The sequence below is a fragment of the Candidatus Babeliales bacterium genome (assembly GCA_035455925.1).
In the GTDB taxonomy this organism is placed as follows: Bacteria; Babelota; Babeliae; order Babelales; family Vermiphilaceae; genus SOIL31.
Genome location: DATIEE010000006.1, coordinates 47,811 through 65,773 on the forward strand (window position 1 = coordinate 47,811; position 17,963 = coordinate 65,773).

Annotated in this window: 18 protein-coding genes and 3 tRNA genes; 8 read left to right on the forward strand and 13 right to left on the reverse strand. The window is 33.4% G+C overall.

The window, feature by feature from the left end:
• Positions 1–120 precede the first annotated feature (120 nt).
• Both VLB80_00875 and VLB80_00880 read right to left on the reverse strand, forming a co-directional pair.
• Positions 121–197 (reverse strand) — tRNA-Arg (locus VLB80_00875).
• 51 nt (positions 198–248) lie between these two features.
• Positions 249–560 carry a hypothetical protein gene (locus VLB80_00880; GenBank protein ID HSC24757.1) on the reverse strand — a complete coding sequence of 104 codons (312 nt, stop codon included), beginning with the start codon at positions 558–560 and terminating at the stop codon, positions 249–251.
• Positions 561–782: 222 nt separating this feature from the next.
• Between VLB80_00880 and VLB80_00885 the strand changes: the two genes are divergently transcribed.
• The 3 genes from VLB80_00885 to VLB80_00895 all read left to right on the forward strand — a co-directional run bounded on the left by VLB80_00885 (position 783) and on the right by VLB80_00895 (position 3,070).
• The gene (locus VLB80_00885; GenBank protein HSC24758.1) at positions 783–2,261 is read left to right on the forward strand and encodes a hypothetical protein; all 1,479 of its coding nucleotides are present in this window, start codon (positions 783–785) and stop codon (positions 2,259–2,261) included.
• Between the two features lie 268 nt (positions 2,262–2,529).
• Positions 2,530–2,757 (forward strand): hypothetical protein, encoded by a 228-nt coding sequence (locus VLB80_00890; GenBank protein HSC24759.1) that lies wholly within the window; start codon positions 2,530–2,532, stop codon positions 2,755–2,757.
• Positions 2,758–2,803: 46 nt separating this feature from the next.
• Positions 2,804–3,070 carry a hypothetical protein gene (locus VLB80_00895; protein ID HSC24760.1) on the forward strand — a complete coding sequence of 89 codons (267 nt, stop codon included), beginning with the start codon at positions 2,804–2,806 and terminating at the stop codon, positions 3,068–3,070.
• A gap of 9 nt (positions 3,071–3,079) precedes the next feature.
• Here VLB80_00895 and VLB80_00900 read toward each other — a convergent pair whose 3' ends face one another.
• Positions 3,080–3,271: a hypothetical protein gene (locus VLB80_00900; protein ID HSC24761.1), complete on the reverse strand. Its 192-nt coding sequence runs from the start codon at positions 3,269–3,271 to the stop codon at positions 3,080–3,082.
• 332 nt (positions 3,272–3,603) lie between these two features.
• On the opposite strand from VLB80_00900, the gene VLB80_00905 reads away from it, so the two are divergent.
• Entirely contained in the window at positions 3,604–3,738 is a 135-nt protein-coding gene (locus VLB80_00905; GenBank protein ID HSC24762.1) for a hypothetical protein, read from the forward strand.
• Positions 3,739–4,673: 935 nt separating this feature from the next.
• Here the strand turns inward: VLB80_00905 and VLB80_00910 are convergent.
• Positions 4,674–4,750, reverse strand: a tRNA-Arg gene (locus tag VLB80_00910).
• 254 nt (positions 4,751–5,004) lie between these two features.
• Between VLB80_00910 and VLB80_00915 the strand changes: the two genes are divergently transcribed.
• Positions 5,005–5,607, forward strand: coding sequence for a hypothetical protein (locus VLB80_00915; protein ID HSC24763.1), 603 nt, complete (start codon positions 5,005–5,007; stop codon positions 5,605–5,607).
• 94 nt (positions 5,608–5,701) lie between these two features.
• Here the strand turns inward: VLB80_00915 and lysS are convergent, their stop codons facing one another.
• The 3 genes from lysS to VLB80_00930 all read right to left on the reverse strand — a co-directional run bounded on the left by lysS (position 5,702) and on the right by VLB80_00930 (position 8,214).
• Complete coding sequence (gene lysS / locus VLB80_00920) at positions 5,702–7,189, reverse strand: lysine--tRNA ligase (GenBank protein ID HSC24764.1); 1,488 nt, start codon at positions 7,187–7,189, stop codon at positions 5,702–5,704.
• Positions 7,190–7,264: 75 nt separating this feature from the next.
• Positions 7,265–7,879, reverse strand: coding sequence for a superoxide dismutase (locus VLB80_00925; GenBank protein ID HSC24765.1), 615 nt, complete (start codon positions 7,877–7,879; stop codon positions 7,265–7,267).
• A gap of 50 nt (positions 7,880–7,929) precedes the next feature.
• Positions 7,930–8,214, reverse strand: coding sequence for a septum formation initiator family protein (locus VLB80_00930; protein HSC24766.1), 285 nt, complete (start codon positions 8,212–8,214; stop codon positions 7,930–7,932).
• Between the two features lie 117 nt (positions 8,215–8,331).
• Between VLB80_00930 and VLB80_00935 the strand changes: the two genes are divergently transcribed.
• Complete coding sequence (locus tag VLB80_00935; GenBank protein ID HSC24767.1) at positions 8,332–9,822, forward strand: S41 family peptidase; 1,491 nt, start codon at positions 8,332–8,334, stop codon at positions 9,820–9,822.
• A gap of 3 nt (positions 9,823–9,825) precedes the next feature.
• Entirely contained in the window at positions 9,826–10,611 is a 786-nt protein-coding gene (locus tag VLB80_00940; protein HSC24768.1) for a DUF2608 domain-containing protein, read from the forward strand.
• Between the two features lie 82 nt (positions 10,612–10,693).
• Here VLB80_00940 and VLB80_00945 read toward each other — a convergent pair whose 3' ends face one another.
• From VLB80_00945 to VLB80_00970, 6 genes are all read right to left on the reverse strand, one after another.
• Positions 10,694–12,037 (reverse strand): ankyrin repeat domain-containing protein, encoded by a 1,344-nt coding sequence (locus VLB80_00945; GenBank protein HSC24769.1) that lies wholly within the window; start codon positions 12,035–12,037, stop codon positions 10,694–10,696.
• Positions 12,038–12,189: 152 nt separating this feature from the next.
• On the reverse strand, positions 12,190–14,043 hold the full coding sequence (glmS, locus tag VLB80_00950) for a glutamine--fructose-6-phosphate transaminase (isomerizing) (GenBank protein ID HSC24770.1): 1,854 nt from the start codon (positions 14,041–14,043) through the stop codon (positions 12,190–12,192).
• A gap of 70 nt (positions 14,044–14,113) precedes the next feature.
• Entirely contained in the window at positions 14,114–14,521 is a 408-nt protein-coding gene (rpsI, locus tag VLB80_00955; GenBank protein HSC24771.1) for a 30S ribosomal protein S9, read from the reverse strand.
• Positions 14,522–14,696: 175 nt separating this feature from the next.
• Positions 14,697–14,771 (reverse strand) — tRNA-Thr (locus tag VLB80_00960).
• Positions 14,772–14,847: 76 nt separating this feature from the next.
• Entirely contained in the window at positions 14,848–15,210 is a 363-nt protein-coding gene (locus tag VLB80_00965) for a TraR/DksA family transcriptional regulator (protein ID HSC24772.1), read from the reverse strand.
• A gap of 294 nt (positions 15,211–15,504) precedes the next feature.
• Entirely contained in the window at positions 15,505–16,443 is a 939-nt protein-coding gene (locus VLB80_00970) for a hypothetical protein (GenBank protein ID HSC24773.1), read from the reverse strand.
• 107 nt (positions 16,444–16,550) lie between these two features.
• On the opposite strand from VLB80_00970, the gene VLB80_00975 reads away from it, so the two are divergent.
• Entirely contained in the window at positions 16,551–17,930 is a 1,380-nt protein-coding gene (locus tag VLB80_00975) for an HD domain-containing protein (GenBank protein ID HSC24774.1), read from the forward strand.
• Positions 17,931–17,963: the final 33 nt, after the last annotated feature.

The window sequence follows — 17,963 nt, forward strand, 5'->3', positions numbered from 1 at the left end:
AAATAGTGGCAACTTATTCAAGTTGCCACTATCAAATCTACGCCTAAGGGACAAAAATCTGTTATTTAACGCGAAAAAAACCGTTCGATTTGATGCTGGGATTTTTCTGATCATCAAGTATGGCGCGCCTGGCAGGATTCGAACCTGCGACCTACTGATTCGAAGTCAGGCGTTTTATCCGACTGAGCTACAGGCACAATTCAATAAGAACAGTACGGCCTTGTATTTGCAGCCATTTATCCCGTATGTCACAATGCAATGTGCGTTGTAATTTGAAAATTGTGATCCATAAGATCAATTCTTTTACCAACAACTCTTTCAAGACGACTAAAGGCATTACAAACTGCTTGCTGAACTTCGCTCGTTCGTATTTGATTTTGAGTAAAATCTATTTTTGTTTGTAAAAATGTAACCATAGTTATTTGCATAATTTGTTCAAATTTATCTGTATAATCAATTGCTTTTTCATAAATAGGAAGAATAGTATTTTCATAATACTTTGCTAATGCTTCATCCCAAAAATTTACTCCGCTAAAGCGTCGAAGACCAAGGCCTTTCATAGCATAGTATCCAAACAAAACGGTACCAAAAAAAGAACTCTTAAACGGGATATATAAACCTCATCTTACTTTGGCATACTACAGGAGTGTGCAAAAGGTCATTGAACTCTTGAGGCTAAAATAATATTAAAAATACGACATAATGCTAAAAATTATTTAAACTGTCTCTATTTATCTTCCTTCGCATAAAATTCGAAGAACAAAAAAAAAGAGAGAGAGACAATGCATACACCCTACAATCGCTTTCACATTATCACACTATTTTTTTCTGCTTTACTCTGCATTCCTATTACTGCAGAATATTCTATGGTAAAAATGACAGTCAATTCAGGAAATCAAACACATAGTGTAGACTTTACAAGAAATAGATCTCAGCATGACTTTTCTCATAATAACAAATGGGACAATCCTAATGTTAATAAAAGCTCCTCGCACAGAAATCACTTTGATCGCTATACACCTCAGGATTTTCAGCAACATTTTATTGCTCAGCAATATGCAGAAAGCCAAATATTAAATCAGCATTGTTTATATATGTTTGATAATTTTGTAAAATTTGCACAAACATATTCCAGCTACCAATGCGCTATACAACAGCTCTATACTGAATTAAACAACCTTAACATTATACAAAAAGCTCATTGCATAATTAAAGGCACTTATTGTCCTGGATTACAAAAACGCATCCACTTTTTATATGATCAATTAAACACACTTAAACATAAAGCTCCCGCTTATACAGCCTCAGCATACAAAGAACATTCGCTTGAAACATTCCCTGCGCAACAGTCTGAGTATAAGGCTTTACAGTCGACGTATAATACACATACACCATCTCTATCTACTGCTATTGGAAAACGGGTAGATGCATATAAAGATATGACCAAAGGTGATTACGCTCTGCAATACACAAGCAAATCATATAACCTCAACAATAATGTTCAACAACTATTATCGCACCACGAACATGATGCAACACGCTTTACCCAATGCTATGGCCATCAGTTACACCATGTTATTCATCAGGAATCTTTGGACATTCTTAATCGCATTGATACCTTACCACACAATTCAATGCTGCACGATCACCAAGAAGCGTTAATCGATTTTACGGTAGCAATGGTAGATTATAATCATGAAAACCTTACTGATAAAGCTATGCACATTGGTGATCTGTGTTGGACCCTTCTTGATTATGGCCAAGCAGTTGCTGAAGGAGCTGCACTTGGCGTATATTCTGCCGCAACTGATATTCTGAATAATCCTATCCAGGTAACAATAAGCATAGTTGCGGGCAAACAGGTTTTTACCTATCAACTCTGTAAAGTTCTTTATAATGTTGCCGACATTGGTGTAACCGCCATAAACAATCTTAATAATGCAAAAGAAAAATGGAACAAATATACTGAACCATTAAACGACATTATTGATGCTATCTATAAAAAAGAATTAACAGTGCGCGATGCCATTAAAGGTGGCACTGCTTTTGTTGTCGGATATAAAGCACAAGGTAAATTACTTGGTGGATTAGGCAAATTTTGCAATACCATTCAACAAAAAGCTGTACGTTTTGCGCAAAATAATGTTTCTTCTTTTACCATACAAGAATATTTAGCAACCCCTGAAGGATATTTGTTACAAAGCGTCGCTAAAACATCTTGTACTGCATCTTGTCCTAATCAATATGATAATTTAAAATAATGGCTTAAAATCAAAGAATTTACTTCCATTCTCAAAACAAGTCGACATGGCATAGAAAGATTTATTGAACGAGATTTCACACCAAAAGAAGTAGAAGCTCTCATAAAAACTCCCTCTTTTGTAAAAATACAAAACGACGGTGCACTAGCATATGTAAAACAAATAGGAGAAAAATTTAACGTCATTGTTTTAAATGAACACACAGAAGAAGTTGTAACATCTCTAAAAAACACCACTCAAAAAAAATTAACTCAAATGGGGAAAAATTATGGTTGGAAATGAAATAAACAATAATTATCTTTGTTGTTTTTGTAATACGTTAATCATTCCTTCACACGGAAACCCTATGGAAATAGATATTTTAATAAATTTTGACAAACCAAAAAGCAAACAAGATAATCAGACTTTTTATTGTCACATGGAATGCTTTAAAGAACAGTTAGACCCCAAACTAAAAATACATTTTCACTTGGATAGCTTTATCAAAGAAGATTAATATTTTTCAATATTTTTATAATCATCCAACAGTCAAAGTATAAAAAATGAAAATAAAACAAATATTACAAATTATATGGTCAAAAATAAGTGTCAATCCAATGAATGAAAAACTAGGGTTTTCATGTTGTTTTTGTAACAAATCAATAATGTCACTTGATCAATATCCTGCTGATCTTAATCTTGTCGTTAACATTGATAAACCAAAAAAACAACAACATGATCAGTTTTTCTATTGTCATACAGAATGCTTCAAAAACAAATTACATAACAATGTAAAATCACACTTTATTTTAGATAAAATTAACGACTAAGAATTGTGATTAAAAAATAAAATCTGCTTCATGAGACCCCAAAATGATAGATACTATAGTTTTATCACTTACACCTGAATTATACCAAATCAGTGAACTTGATAAATTTAAATCATCTGCTATAACACCAAAACAAGCAATGATGCTGTTGGGATTTAAAAGAGCCATGGAAGCAGCTCCATTGCGAGAGCTTAAATCCATAATAGGCAAACATAAACCACAATCTTGGTATCGCCTTATTACTGAGGCAAATAAGATTACATTGCCTATGATGCATAGTCCACTTAAAGAAATACGTAAAAGTGCTTACAAAGATGATCGTTCAGAGTTTGATGCCATCTTTAACTTTATTATTGAACAGAAAGAAAAAATTGCCGTCTGTTGCGACAAAGTAAATCGGTTATCTCGTAATATATTTGATAAACGCGTTTCACACCTTTATGACAAAGCATTATGTGACGAAATCGAATTACACTTCACTTCAGACGGGCAAATCATAAATAGCAAAATTTCTGCTGCAGAGAAGTTCCATTTTGGAATCAGCCTTGGACTTGCAAAGTATTATTCAGATGCCATTAGTGATAACGTCAAACGTGCAATGGAACAAAAATGGCAACGCGGTGAATGGACAAGCAGAGCGTCTCATGGATATAAAAATATCACCATAGAAGGCAAAGCCACCGTAATTGTTGAAGAGTATGACTCACGCATTGTACAGAAAGCTTTTGAACTCTATGCAACAGGAGCATTTTCTTTGGCTCTGTTATGCAAAAAAATTAATACCGAATACATACTTAATTGGACAACAAGCAAACTAGACTGGATACTCAATAATAAATTCTATCATGGCATCATGGTGTTCAAGAGTAGAGAATATCCTCATAAATACCCATCTCTTATTAGTCCCACTCTTTTTGAACAGGTACAACAAGTGAAAAAAAACTTCAACAAGAAACCAATAAAATATGCCGGCAAACCATACATATACCGTGGTCTTATCCGTTGCGCTGATTGCGGTCTTGCAATCACACCAGAAAAGCATAAAGGACACGTCTATTATCATTGCACACAATACAATGGCAAACATGGTGCCCAATGGTTACGAGAAGAAGAGATTACAAGACAATTGGAAGCAGTATTCCAGAATATGCGAATACCTGATGATATCGTTGATCAAATTGTTGAAACACTTAATGAAGTGCATCAAAGTAAAATTGAATTCCATAATCAGCATTTCGATAAGCTTACAAAAGAACACAAAGAAACCACCAAGATGCTCGATAATTTATACCTTGATAAACTAAAGATGAGAATTACTGAGAGCGACTATGACAGATTTTACACATCACTACGGGATAAAGTTGCTGACTTGAGTATGCAATTAAGTAAATTACAAGAAGCTGAAGATAACTACTATATCACTGCAAAATACATACTAGATCTATCAAAACGTGCTTATGATTTATTTAAAAGTTCTGAAGTTGAGGAAAAACGGCAACTTATCAAGCTGATACTATCGAACCTACGCTTAAGTGGCAAAAACCTGCTATTTAACGCGGAAAAACCGTTCGATTTGATACTTGATTGTTCGGATCATCAAGTTTGGCGCGCCTGGCAGGATTCGAACCTGCGACCTACTGATTCGAAGTCAGGCGCTCTATCCGACTGAGCTACAGGCGCAATTCAAAATGTAACTATCTATTAAGCTATTAAGAAAAATTCATTTATCATGCTTAAAAAGATGAATAATAAATAAACTATTATTAGTTTACCAGTTTTAACTAATTAATATAGAGCCCATATCATATTTTTAATAAAGATATAGTATCATACTCCTATAAATCGGGTACTTTGACATTTTTCATGTATCCGCTAAGCTTGAGAATAAAAATATACAAAATAACTATAACTTTTTATGTGAAAGAACAAATATTATGAATATAAAACACACATTACTCATAACAACTATTATTTTTTGTGCGGCAAGTAATGTAGCCTTGGCGAATGAATCAAAAGAAGAATTGCCAAGTAATCCAAGTAATCCTATGTCTCAAAATAAATCTGGTCAAGTTTTTGATGAAGGACTTTATACCGAAATTAATGGTAATAGCCTATATCATTATCTGAACAATGATCGTTCCCAATATAACCCCGATACTACATTTAAAAAAATAGAAGTTATCGAACACACAAAAAATGGAACTTTTCAAAAAGTAGGAACGCTTGGATCAATTGAAAAAAATAGAATGCAACAGCAAGCAATTGATACAAGAACAACAAAAAAACAGCAAATTTCTAAAGAGCTCAGAACTAAATTTACCAAACATGCAAAAATGAATAATGCTATATTTTGTCCTAATGTCATTCAACGAAAAGATTATGATGGTAATCTAAAAAATGTAGGTGTTATAATTTATCGTACACAAAATACAGATCTTTGCGATACTTACAAAAATTACCTGATAGAAATGGAAAAAGAAAAAACAGCTCAAGCAGCCGCAAGAGCTATAGGCATTGAAATTGCAAATAAACTATAATCCATTAAGAAATCACTGACCACGTGTAAACATTCTAAAAAACCTCATGCATATAAACATGAGGTTTTTTAAATTAAAAAACTAAAATTAAACGCTATTCCTTCATCCGCAATGTTGGAAATAAAATTACATCACGAATAGATGGTGCGTTGGTCAAAAACATCGTCAAACGATCAATGCCAATACCAGATCCAACTGTTGGTGGCATGCCATACTCAAGAGTTGTTACAAATTCAGCATCATAAAAATGTGTTTCATCTTCTCCTGCCGCACGAGCTTTTGCTTGATCATTAAAACGCTCAGCCTGATCGAATGGATTATTTAATTCACTAAAACCATTTGCTAGCTCCATGCCTGCGATATACAGTTCAAAACGATCGGCAAAATCATTATTATCAGCATTACGTTTTGAAAGCGGTGATACTTCAATAGGAAATTGCGTAATAAATGTCGGTTGAATAAGCGTTGATTCTACTAACTCTTCAAATAATATATTAAGTTTATAACCCCATGATGGATTATTTTGCTCAACTTTTATAGCATGTTGAGTAATATATGTATCAATTTTATCACCAATAATATCCTCAACAGTACATTTAAGAACAGCCGCAACGGCTTCTTGCATAGTCATACGAGCAAAAGGTGCAGCAAAATTCAATACATACTCACCAAAATGAAGGTCAGTTGTTCCGCAGACTGTTTGCACAATATGATGAAGTAATTGTTCAGTAAATGACATCATAAAAATATAATCTTGATTAGCTATATAATATTCTACCGTGGTAAATTCTGGATTGTGGCGAATAGATAATCCTTCATTTCTAAAACAGCGATTAATTTCATACACGCGATCGAATCCGCCAACTATCAAGCGTTTTAAATAGAGCTCTGGTGCAATACGTAAATATAACTCCATATTTAGCGCGTTATGATGTGTTACAAATGGCTTTGCAATCGCGCCACCAGGAATTGGGTGCAACATTGGCGTTTCTACTTCTAAAAATCCATGTTCATTAAAAAATGAACGCATTGTTGCAACAATATGCGAACGTTTTTTGAAACGATCTTTACTTTCAGCATCAGTAATAAGATCAAGATATCGTTGACGATATTTAATTTCCTTATCAGCGATACCATGAAATTTTTCTGGTAATGGATGAAGGCATTTACTCAGTAATGTAACTTCTTGTGCTTTAAGAGTTATTTCACCTGTTTTAGTACGAAACGATGTGCCCTTGCACCAAATAATATCACCGAGATCAAGGAAATTATTGACGAAAGAAAATGCTTGCTCACCAATAATATCTTCACGTAGATACAGCTGTAATTTTCCATTGCTATCTTGAATGGTAAGGAATCCTGCCTTGCCATGCATACGAGAGGTTAAAATACGTCCAGAGACTTCATAGATTCGTGATTCTTGTGTATCAGTAAATTCTATTAAAACATCGCTACTTGTTGCATTTGTTAGTTTAGATGCTGGCCATGGATCAATCCCAAGAGCCTGCATTTTTTTTATTTTTTCTACACGAATTTGATATTGTTCTTCTGGTAGTTCATGTAACCCATTTTTTAATTCCATACGAGATATCCTATACAATAAAAAAATATCAAAGCTATTTTCTATCAGTATAAGATATCTGTATTTTTTTACTACTTACTCAACAACAGCACGATAATTTTCTTCTATCATATCCCAATTAATAACATGCCACCATGCGCTAATATAATCAGGCCGTTTGTTTTGGTACTTGAGATAATATGCATGTTCCCATACATCAAGACCCATTATGGGAGTTGCATTATATAATAAAGGTGAATCTTGGTTTGGTAAAGCTGTTAAGACCAATTTTTTATCATTATCAACCGAAAGCCATGCCCAACCGCTTCCGAAAACAGATTTTGCCTGTGCATTAAAAATCGCTTGAAATTCAGCAAATGAACCAAATGTTTTTTTAATAGCATCTCCAACTAAGCCATTTGGCTCGCCACCCCCATTTTTTTTCATAATGCGCCAAAATAATGAATGATTATAATGTCCACCAGCATTATTACGTACTGCAGTACGGATGCTTTCAGGTATCGCAAATAAATCAATAAGCAAACTTTCAACTGATGTTGGCTGAAATTCGGGGCATGTTTCGAGTGCTGCAATCAGATTATTTATATAGGCTTGATGATGTTTGTCATGATGAATTTCCATTGTTTGCGCATCAATATATGGTTCAAGCGCGCCATACTCATAGGGTAAAGCTGGTAATGCATATTTCATGTTATGCAATCCTTTATATTATGTAAGATTAAAACTATTATATCAAAAATCTATATTCCTATATAAAAAAGTTCATCACCTTTACGCGCCATTTGCAGTTGCTCACGGGCAACTTTCTCTTTATAAAAATCATCTGTTTGCCATGCATGAATCTCTTTTTCTACTTTAATAACTTCTTCGCGTAAGGTATCAATTGTTTTTTTTAATGTAAAAACAACCTTTTCTTGATTTCGTAACTCTACAATACCATTCGGTCCAAAAAAATACAATTGTGTAAACAATGTTATTTCAAGAAGCACTACACATCGTATAAATATTTTTTTTATATATATCACTTAAACTCCTTTTATGCTATGAGCTACCATTACATTAGTTCATATAACTTATTTTATTCTTCAATTATATTGACTTGTGTTACAATATTTAGCTTTTACTAAAGAAAAGGAATTATAATGAAAAAAATATCTATTATTACTATAATAAGCTTGCTCATTACCTGCATCATAGCTGAAGATGTACCGGTAAAAACAACTAATACTTCTGATGAAAATTTTGATGAGACAATTTTTGATTGGTCACGTACTTTTGCCCAAGTAGTAGACATAGCACATAAAAAACATTATGCCATAACTGATCCTCAGGCAAATATGATTAAAGCAATCGATGGATTTGTTAATTCATTGGATGCACATTCGAATTTATTAGATCCAACAAAATTTAATGATTTGCATACTATGATCTCAGGTGAATTTTATGGGGTGGGGATTATGATTGATAATATGAGAAAGCAAAGTGATAAATATTTAACCATTGTTGACACAATTCCCGATGGTCCTGCAGATAAGGTTGGTATTCAACCAATGGATAAAATTGTGGAAATAAATGGTGAAAAACTTGAAGGACTAATGACAGAGAAAATAATTTCTTGGCTTAAAGGAGAACGTCATTCAATAGTCAAAGTAAAAATAATGCGTGAAAATAGTTCTGATTTATTAGCTTTTGATATTGTACGTGATGTCGTCAAAGAACAACATTCTTTAAGTTTTAATATAAAAAATCATAATGTAGCATATCTGTCTCTTACCATGTTTACCGATACGGCTGTTAAGCAAATTGAAGAATTACTTAAAAAGTCACATACCCAAGAAACAAAGGGCTTAATCCTTGATTTACGTAATAACTCAGGTGGATTACTTACCGCAGCAATTGATATTGCAGGACTTTTTTTGGAACAAGGAAGCTTAGTAACATTAACGAAAGACAAAAACGGTAAAAAAATTGAAGAATATAGTACCACAAGAAAACCAATTATAAACAATAAACTCCCTATCTTTATTCTTATCAATAATTATACTGCTTCTGCAGCTGAAATTATTGCGGGATGCCTCAAAATTAATTCTGACACAACAAATAATTTTTTAGTTTTCTTAGTTGGCACAAAAACATTTGGTAAGGGTTCAGTTCAAGAAGTTATACCAATAAGTAATAATTGTGCGCTTAAAATAACAACGTGTCTCTACTTTCTGCCAGATGATACCACTATTCAAGGACGAGGCATTGAACCAGATTTTATAATTGAACGCACCCTGCCTATAACAGAACAAGTTCAATGGTTTATTAAAAATTATGGTCGAGAAGAAACACTGGACAACAGCATTAAAGTAACTGAAAAGGGCATTCCGTTGCCCAAAGAAATAAAAGAAAAAAAAGAAGAACCAACATTAATAACAACAAAAAAAAGTGGTGATAAACGATTTGATCGCGCAAAAGAAATGCTTCAAAACGATAACCAGTTACGTGAATGTATATCTCTTATCACTATGCTTAACACCGCCCAAACTTATATGCCGCAAATTGTCACAAAACGTGTAGATGCTATCTCGTATCTTAAAAAAAACTACATCTGCCATGATAGTTTAGAAATCGAAGAGGTTAAAATATAAAAAATGAAAAAACTTGCTCTACTTTCTATGATTTTGCTTTTTGGTTCTATTCTCTACATTATTTCAGAAAAATCGGATGATAGTATTATTGTTGAAAGTAATCAACTTTCAACAATAATCAATTATATTAATTCTCCCGACACTCTCGTTATTTTTGACATTGATAATACATTAGCTCATCCTACACAAGAATTAGGCAGCGATGAATGGTTTTGTTTTTTGGTAGATAAAAAAATGTCAGAAGGCTTTGATCGTTTGACAGCAGTATATTATGCGTTACCAAAAATTTTCTACGCTCAATTTAATATTCCTTTAAAACCAACAGAAGACGGTATATCTGAATTAATTTCACAGCTTGCAAGCAATAATATTGCTATAATGGCGCTTACTGCACGCAGTATTTTTATTGCGGAACGAACTATCGAGCAACTGCATAATATTGATATTGCTTTTTTTATGTCTGGCATAAGTAATGATGATCTTGTATTACCAATGCAACATCCTTCTTTTTATAAAGAAGGTGTTTTATTCAGTGGCGATAATGATAAAGGTGAAACATTACAATATTTTTTAAATTTCATGAATTATCATCCACAAAAGATAATATTTATTGATGATAAAATGAAATGTATTGAGTCTGTTAAAAAAGGAGCTCAGAAACTTAACATCCCATTTGTTGGTATTCGCTATTCTTACTGTGATGAGCGCGTTAAACAATTTGATCCAGCAAAAGCCGAAAAACAATGGTATGAGCTATTGCAACAAAACCGGATAACATCAGCTATATAAAATTATTAAAAATGAGTAATGCATTGTTTGTTCAATAGCATTACTCATTTTTAATAATTGTATAATAAATTGCAATTTTTCACTAATACGGTAGCCGATTTTTATTTCCCGTTAGTTGACGCGTATTTAAGGTATTCACTACATTATTACCTGGGAAATTATACCCTATAAGGGCTTTTCTAGCTACCATTGGGTCTTTTAATATTGCCCTCACTTCATTATCTTGTGCATACTCAAATGGTTTTTTACCTTGAACATCTTTTATTTCAGGATCCGCTCCTCGAGAAAGCAAACAAAGCACAAGCTCTTTATCAGTAAGATCACTTGCTGGGTTTCTCTTTATATCATGACTTTGAGCCCAAGAAGAAAAATTCTGTGAAGCAAAATCATGAAGAACAGTCGATCCCGATCTTTCTCTTTGCATATTTATATTACAATGTTCATATGTTAATACATAATCTAAAAAACCTACATTCGCATGATAAAGAATAGTAAGCATAGCTACATATTGCAGATGTTTATCTTTATCAGACAATCCTAAAGATGCTCCATTTGAAATAAGTAAGTTAGCTACATTATAAGCACCATTCTGATTTGCCCAGAATAGAGGAGTTAGGCCTTCATTATCTTTAGCGTTTACGTCTGCTCCATTGCTAATGAAACATTCTGCAACCGGAACATTATCCCCTATTTGCATTAACGGTGTTAAACGTTTTTTACTACGTCTATCAACCGCATATCCTCTATTAATAGCCTCTTGCGCAATTAAAGCAGGATTTTCAAAAATATCAAAATTAAAAGACGCCATACCTGTGCCATCAACAAACTTTAAATGTGGGCCGGCACCTTTTTTAAATAAATATTCCCTTACTTGTTTTGAGCAAGCCCTTATAAGTGGAACATCTTCAAAATCACTATTGGGATTTATACCAGCAAGATTTATATCCGCATTTTTTTCTTCAACAAGATACTTAACTATATCAAAACAATTTTTTTCGCAAGCAATACCCAATAAGGTGTCTTTGGCTTTCTCTAATGATTCAGCATATACGTATGTAGGCTCACCATTTCTATTATCAACAAATAGGCCTGATAAACGCACGCGATGATTAACTGCAACTTCCTTTTCACGTATCATTTCATTAATATCATCAACATATGAAGATAAATGCTTTACCCTCTCAAGATCTTTTTTTTCACATGCATCAAAGATTTGACGATACAACATATTGCTCCAACCACATTTATACCAAAACGATGCTTTATCATCATCATTGGATGAAAGATATAAATAAGTTCCTGCACCACCAGCAATTAAAACTGCTGCTACACTAAGACCAATTGCCTTATTATTTTGTTGCATTGAATGATTATTACTCACCGATAAAAATAGACTAAAAATCATTAGCTTTTTAAAATTATTCATATAAAAATCCTTTGAAAAAATTAAACATAATTCATATTGTATTGATAGCGCATAAAAAAGCAAATTTATATTAAGTAGTACACAAACATTAAAACAATTTCATCCTGAAAAACCGAAAAAGAAGAAAGAATTATTGTGACAGAATAGAATTTTTATTCAACCGTGACTGACTTTGCAAGATTGCGTGGTTTATCAATCGGACAACCACGTAATCTTGCAATTGTATAGATAAAATATTGCATGATTCCCAGCATCGCCAATGGCCCAAGTAATGGTGGCACATCGCTAGATACAATGAATGAAGTTTCTGCAAGCGAGCATAGTTCATTTTGTCCGCTATAAGCAAACGCAATAATACGTCCGCCCCGAGCCTTAACCTCATGAGCATTAGAAAGAATTTTTTGATAAATAACAGGATCACCATGAGAAAAAATATAAATCAACATCGTAGTATCAACTAAAGCTAACGAGCCATGCTTTAATTCACCTGCAGGATAACTTTCAGCAAATACGTAGGCAATTTCTTTTAACTTTAATGCACCTTCCATTGCAAGAGGATAACTAATATGTCTACCTAAAAATAATGCTTTATCATATGATGCATAGCGTTGCCCATCTATGGTATCAATACGATATGTATATTCTTTTAAAGAATCTTCCAGTAATTGTGCTACTCGTAATAAATCTTCTTCTGCTTTAAACAAATCCGCATAATTTATGATTTTTTTTTCAAGAGCAATACGATACGCAAACCAATAGAGAACTGTAAGTTGAGTGGAGAAAGCTTTTGTTGAAGCAACAGCAACTTCAAATCCAGCGTGTGTTAATAAATAACCATGAGCTTCGCGTATTATGGTACTCGTTGCAACGTTAGTAAGCGCAATCGTTGGCAAATTATAGATATTAATTAATCGTAATGCCTCAAGCGTATCTGCTGTCTCGCCCGATTGAGAAATAACAATATATAAAGCCTTATCTTGCGGAAAAAAAGAAGTGTACCTAAATTCAGAAGCCAAATGCACTGTCACCGGGATATGCGCAATTGATTCAAAAAAAAACTGCGCTATTCGCGCCGCGTGCCACGAGCTGCCGCATGCTAATAAAACTATATGTTGCAAGCTTGCTAATTGTTGTGCCGTTATGCCCAACTGATCAAATAAGGATAAACCGACTTCTAAATCACGTAATGATTTTATCGTTGCGGTAATAGCATTATTTTGTTCGTATATTTCTTTGAGCATAAAATGTTCATACCCATTTTTATCAATATGCTCAAAAATAGTTGCAACGGTTTGGGCAGTAACAGACAATTCATTACCAGCAAAATCGTATACTTTAACGGAATTTTTATAGACAAAAGCAAAGCTTTCATCAGGTAAAAAAAAGTATGTATCTGTTTTTCCTGCAAATGCTAGAACATCTGACGCAACAAACATTTCATCATTACCAATACCGATATATAATGGTGATTTCTTACGAACAGCAATAAGTACGTTGGGAAATTTTTGAAGCATAATAACAAAAGCATATGCTCCTTGCAATTTCTGCGCCAAAACACCTATTTCATCTGGCGCAATTTCAATTGATAATGCAATGGACTCAAAAAGGTGGCTGATAACTTCAGTATCTGTATCAGACTGAAATACATGATTTAATTGAAGTAACTGAGACTTTAAAATATCATAATTTTCGATAATACCATTATGCACAACAGAAATAGTGCCAGAGCAATCAAAATGAGGATGGGCATTACGCTCTGAAATATCACCATGAGTTGACCATCGAGTATGACCTATACCCAAAAAGCCGTCGATGGGATTTTGTTTGACTTGTTTAGCTAAAAAAAGAAGTTGACCAGCTGCTTTAGAATATAAAAGTTTCTGATTTACTGGTTCGATACACGCAAAACCTGCAGAATCATAACCACGATACTCTAGTCGAGCTAGTCCTTCAAAAATAAATGTGCTACACAGAGACTTTCCAATATAGCCAATAACAGCACACATTATACTATACCTTTTTCTTGGTTTTACTGGCTAGTGGTTAATTTAGCAATGCTAAATTATATTAACGTTATTAACGTTTTACAAATTGAAATTTAGCACGAGCGCCTTTTTGACCATATTTTTTACGCTCTTTTTTACGAGCATCAACAGTCATAAGTCCGTGTTTTTTTAAAATAGATTTTGTATTAGCATCGAATTGAACAAATGCACGCGCAATGCCCAACTTAACTGCATCTGCTTGTGCTACTTTACCGCCACCGCATACATTCACTTCAACATTAAAATCGGTCCCTATCGGACAAACTCTAAATGGAGTAGTTGCAACATCAGCCGCAACTTGAGTATCAAAATAACTTAAATAATCTTGCCCATTAACTTTAACTTGACCATCACCTCGACGTAACCATATACGAGCAACTGCAGTTTTTCGGCGTCCTACACCATGAGCAACAGGAGAATTGGCCGTTTTCTTTGTCATTTCTTTTGCCATATCGCACTATAACCTTCTCAATATGATTTAATAGATTTCTTTTTTAGTACTATGATTTTGCTAATTAGTATAAAACCATAAATTTTAATTGTCAAAAATTACTGCTGTTTTATATACATTTTTATTAATTTCAAATTTGATTAATAAAAGTTCAATCAATATATGGAGCCGATGATCGGATTTGAACCGATGACCTACTGATTACGAATCAATTGCTCTACCACTGAGCTACATCGGCCATTTAATTCACGCAAATATTCCTTTAATTATCACATACAACAATTTAAAAGTAAAAATATTATTTGTTATGATATTTAATGTGCACCTTGATCAAGTTTTTCTTCAAAATTTTCTTGGCAAGCTAAACAACGCATTGTACCGGGAAATGAACTAAGCCGTTTTTCGGAAATTGGATTGCCACAATCAATACATAGCCCATATTCACCTTCTTTTATCCGCTCTAAAGCTTTTGATATACCACGGTATTCCTCTAATTCTGCATCTTGAAGTGACATGCGAAGTGATTCCATGGTTGCAGTTAAGGCCTGATCGCCCGGATCTTGTACTTGTCCATCGGAAAATTGTTCTTTAGACATTTCCGTTAATTTTTGTTCAAGCTCTAATTTTCGCTTGAGCAAATCAGCTTCAATTTTTTTTAAATTACGTTTTTCATCCATTTTTTCCTCTTATCTTTAAAAAAATTCTTGAGCAACAATGTTACCTCACCAATAAAAAAAACCCTTTTATTCGTAAAGGCATCCCTTTTGTATACTCAAAGACTCTCATAGTTGTCAAGAAAAATACTCAAGGGATTGCATTTCATTTTTTGTTTTTTTTATTCTTTGTTCTTTATACTTTGCTTTTGTGGAATTGGTTTTTTTAGTGTGCAATAATAAATATAATTATAAACTAAATTCCTAATAGACAGAATTGTTAATATTTTTTAAAAAAGAACATTTTTTTCGTAAATATTATGTTGTTTTAGTTTCAATAATTTTTACATTACCATTGATGCTGTGAAGTGCAATACTTGCTTCACCAGTGCCAATGGTACCGTCAACTGCTTTTTTAAACTTATTCCATGCTGAATTATTAAGTTGCGTTGTGTAGGGTCGCAAGGTAATAGGGTGATCAGATATAAGAGTTCCATGTTCCGTATATCCATGAATTTCAGCATTAGTTTCAACAGGTAGCGCGAGTACAATGTTGCCTGATATAGTTTTTAAATTAATTGCGCTTATCGAGGGCACTTCCTTGCAGTAAGCAATTACTTTACCTGATGAGGAATGTGCGTTAAAACTATGACTAATATTTTCTCCATAAATGTTTCCATGATAGGAATGAACATTTACTGGGCCTTGGGTGTTTGCAATGGTAATTGATCCCTTTTTGTGTGTGTAAGCGGTTACTGATTTATGTGTGTTTATTATGGTAATATTATCATTTGTATTAACATTAATAGTTCCGTAAATATCTTTTATGAATGCGTCGCCATTTCCTGATATTGTAAGAGCGATATTGAGTGATGTAGGAACGATCAGTTCGTATTCAACAGAGCCAGTCAGTTTTGGGTTGATATAGTTTGTCGTGATGGTAAGATAATTATTTTTGCTGGAATCAACCATAACTTCAATATTATTGAGATCCTCCTGTTTTCTTGCTCGTTTTGTTGTTTTTAATAAAAGTGAATTTTTTTTCCAACCGGTTTTAATCGTGATAGGGCCATTAATATTATCAATAGAGATATTTTTTACTGATAATGTAGAAAATTCCTGTTGATCTGTTTTTTCTAACTTATAATTAGTAAAAAAAGTTTTTATTTTTTTACAATAGTGTTGGGCATAACAATTAGTTGTCATTAATGTGCATGTGATAGCGAGTGCAAGGGTTATACACATAGTTTTATTCATTCGTTATCCTTTGATATAGTAAGATATTCAATTTTTTGATGTGTTTGTAGCATACAAAAAATGTTGTGCTAATTCAAAGAACAGTATTGTTATAATAAGGAAAAACGATGAAATTAATGGGCCAGCAGTATGATAAAATACATGAAATTATTGAAGTAATTAGTCAAAATAAAGGCCGTGCTTTGTTAGTTGGTGGCGCAGTGCGTGATATGGTTTTAGGTTTATTATTAAAGGACATTGATATTGAAGTTTATGGTCTTTCGCAATCTCAATTAGAAAGTATTTTACAAAAATTTGGTCATGTAAATTTAGTAGGAAAATCGTTTGGTGTGTTACGAGTTAGTGGTCTTGATGCTGATTGGTCATTGCCACGTGTAGATAGTTCAGGACGCAAACCGACTGTTGAGGTGGATCCGTTTATGTCCATTGAAATTGCTGCACGACGCAGAGACTTAACGATGAATGCAATGTTGTTTGATATGATAACAGGTGAGCTAATTGACCCGTGTAATGGGATAGATGATATTAAAAAAAAAGTATTACGAACTCCTGATGCACGTTTTTTTATTCAAGATCCATTACGGTTTTATCGTGTTATGCAATTTATTGCGCGATTTGAAATGATACCAGATGATGAATTGAATGCACTATGCGCCGAGATGGATATTACATCTATTTCACGGGAACGCATTGAAGAAGAATTTAAAAAAATGTTTTTATATGCACAACGGCCCTCACTAGGGATTCGTTGGGTGCATAAAATTGGACGTTTGTCTGATGTATTACCTGAGCTTGCGGCTACTGTTGGGATAAAACAAAACCCACAATGGCATCCTGAAGGAGATGTTTTTGAGCATACAATGCAATCCCTTGATGCCGCAGCAGTTATAGCTCAGAGCTATGATAAAGAGTTCGACAAATTAATACTTTTATATGCTGCACTATGTCACGATTTGGGAAAGGTGACGACAACTAAAATGGTTAATGGAGTTCTTAAAAGTATTGGCCATGAAAAAGAAAGTAAAAGATTGGCTTGTTTGTTAATGAAACGTATTACGCATAATAGTGATTTGATTAATGCAGTTGGCTGTTTAGTTTTACATCATATGGCACCATTGCAATTTGTGCGTAATAAAGCAAAACTGCCTGCATATAAACGTCTAGCAAATAAATTAGTACATAATGTCACCATGCTTATGCTTATTGATTTATGTAGTGCTGATAGACAAGGTCGAAATGATACAGGGCATGAACCATTAAAGGATAATTTTTCGGATTTAATGGTTTTTAAACAAAAAGTGGAACAAGCCGGAGTTTCTACAGGTCGTATCGATCCGTTATTAAAAGGTGCTGACCTGCTTGATATATTATCGCCAGGGCCTCAAATGGGAAAATTGTTGACATACGCATATGAAAAACAACTTGCGGAGGATATTAGTGATAAAGCTATTTTAAAAAAACATGTTATTAAAAAAATGAAAAAATAGTCAAAAAAAAGAGATTCTTGCTTACTGCTTATT

What these genes read in the sequence shown, in the direction of transcription:
- VLB80_00975 (HSC24774.1), top strand. Translation starts at nt 16,551, where the DNA reads ATGAAATTAATGGGCCAGCAGTATGATAAAATACATGAAATTATTGAA.
- VLB80_00965 (HSC24772.1), bottom strand. Translation starts at nt 15,210, where the DNA reads ATGGATGAAAAACGTAATTTAAAAAAAATTGAAGCTGATTTGCTCAAG.
- VLB80_00925 (HSC24765.1), bottom strand. Translation starts at nt 7,879, where the DNA reads ATGAAATATGCATTACCAGCTTTACCCTATGAGTATGGCGCGCTTGAA.
- VLB80_00900 (HSC24761.1), bottom strand. Translation starts at nt 3,271, where the DNA reads ATGGATTTAAGCTCTCGCAATGGAGCTGCTTCCATGGCTCTTTTAAAT.
- VLB80_00880 (HSC24757.1), bottom strand. Translation starts at nt 560, where the DNA reads ATGAAAGGCCTTGGTCTTCGACGCTTTAGCGGAGTAAATTTTTGGGAT.
- VLB80_00890 (HSC24759.1), top strand. Translation starts at nt 2,530, where the DNA reads ATGGTTGGAAATGAAATAAACAATAATTATCTTTGTTGTTTTTGTAAT.
- rpsI (HSC24771.1), bottom strand. Translation starts at nt 14,521, where the DNA reads ATGACAAAGAAAACGGCCAATTCTCCTGTTGCTCATGGTGTAGGACGC.
- VLB80_00945 (HSC24769.1), bottom strand. Translation starts at nt 12,037, where the DNA reads ATGAATAATTTTAAAAAGCTAATGATTTTTAGTCTATTTTTATCGGTG.
- VLB80_00895 (HSC24760.1), top strand. Translation starts at nt 2,804, where the DNA reads ATGAAAATAAAACAAATATTACAAATTATATGGTCAAAAATAAGTGTC.
- VLB80_00970 (HSC24773.1), bottom strand. Translation starts at nt 16,443, where the DNA reads ATGAATAAAACTATGTGTATAACCCTTGCACTCGCTATCACATGCACA.
- lysS (HSC24764.1), bottom strand. Translation starts at nt 7,189, where the DNA reads ATGGAATTAAAAAATGGGTTACATGAACTACCAGAAGAACAATATCAA.
- VLB80_00935 (HSC24767.1), top strand. Translation starts at nt 8,332, where the DNA reads ATGAAAAAAATATCTATTATTACTATAATAAGCTTGCTCATTACCTGC.
- VLB80_00885 (HSC24758.1), top strand. Translation starts at nt 783, where the DNA reads ATGCATACACCCTACAATCGCTTTCACATTATCACACTATTTTTTTCT.
- glmS (HSC24770.1), bottom strand. Translation starts at nt 14,043, where the DNA reads ATGTGTGCTGTTATTGGCTATATTGGAAAGTCTCTGTGTAGCACATTT.
- VLB80_00940 (HSC24768.1), top strand. Translation starts at nt 9,826, where the DNA reads ATGAAAAAACTTGCTCTACTTTCTATGATTTTGCTTTTTGGTTCTATT.
- VLB80_00915 (HSC24763.1), top strand. Translation starts at nt 5,005, where the DNA reads ATGAATATAAAACACACATTACTCATAACAACTATTATTTTTTGTGCG.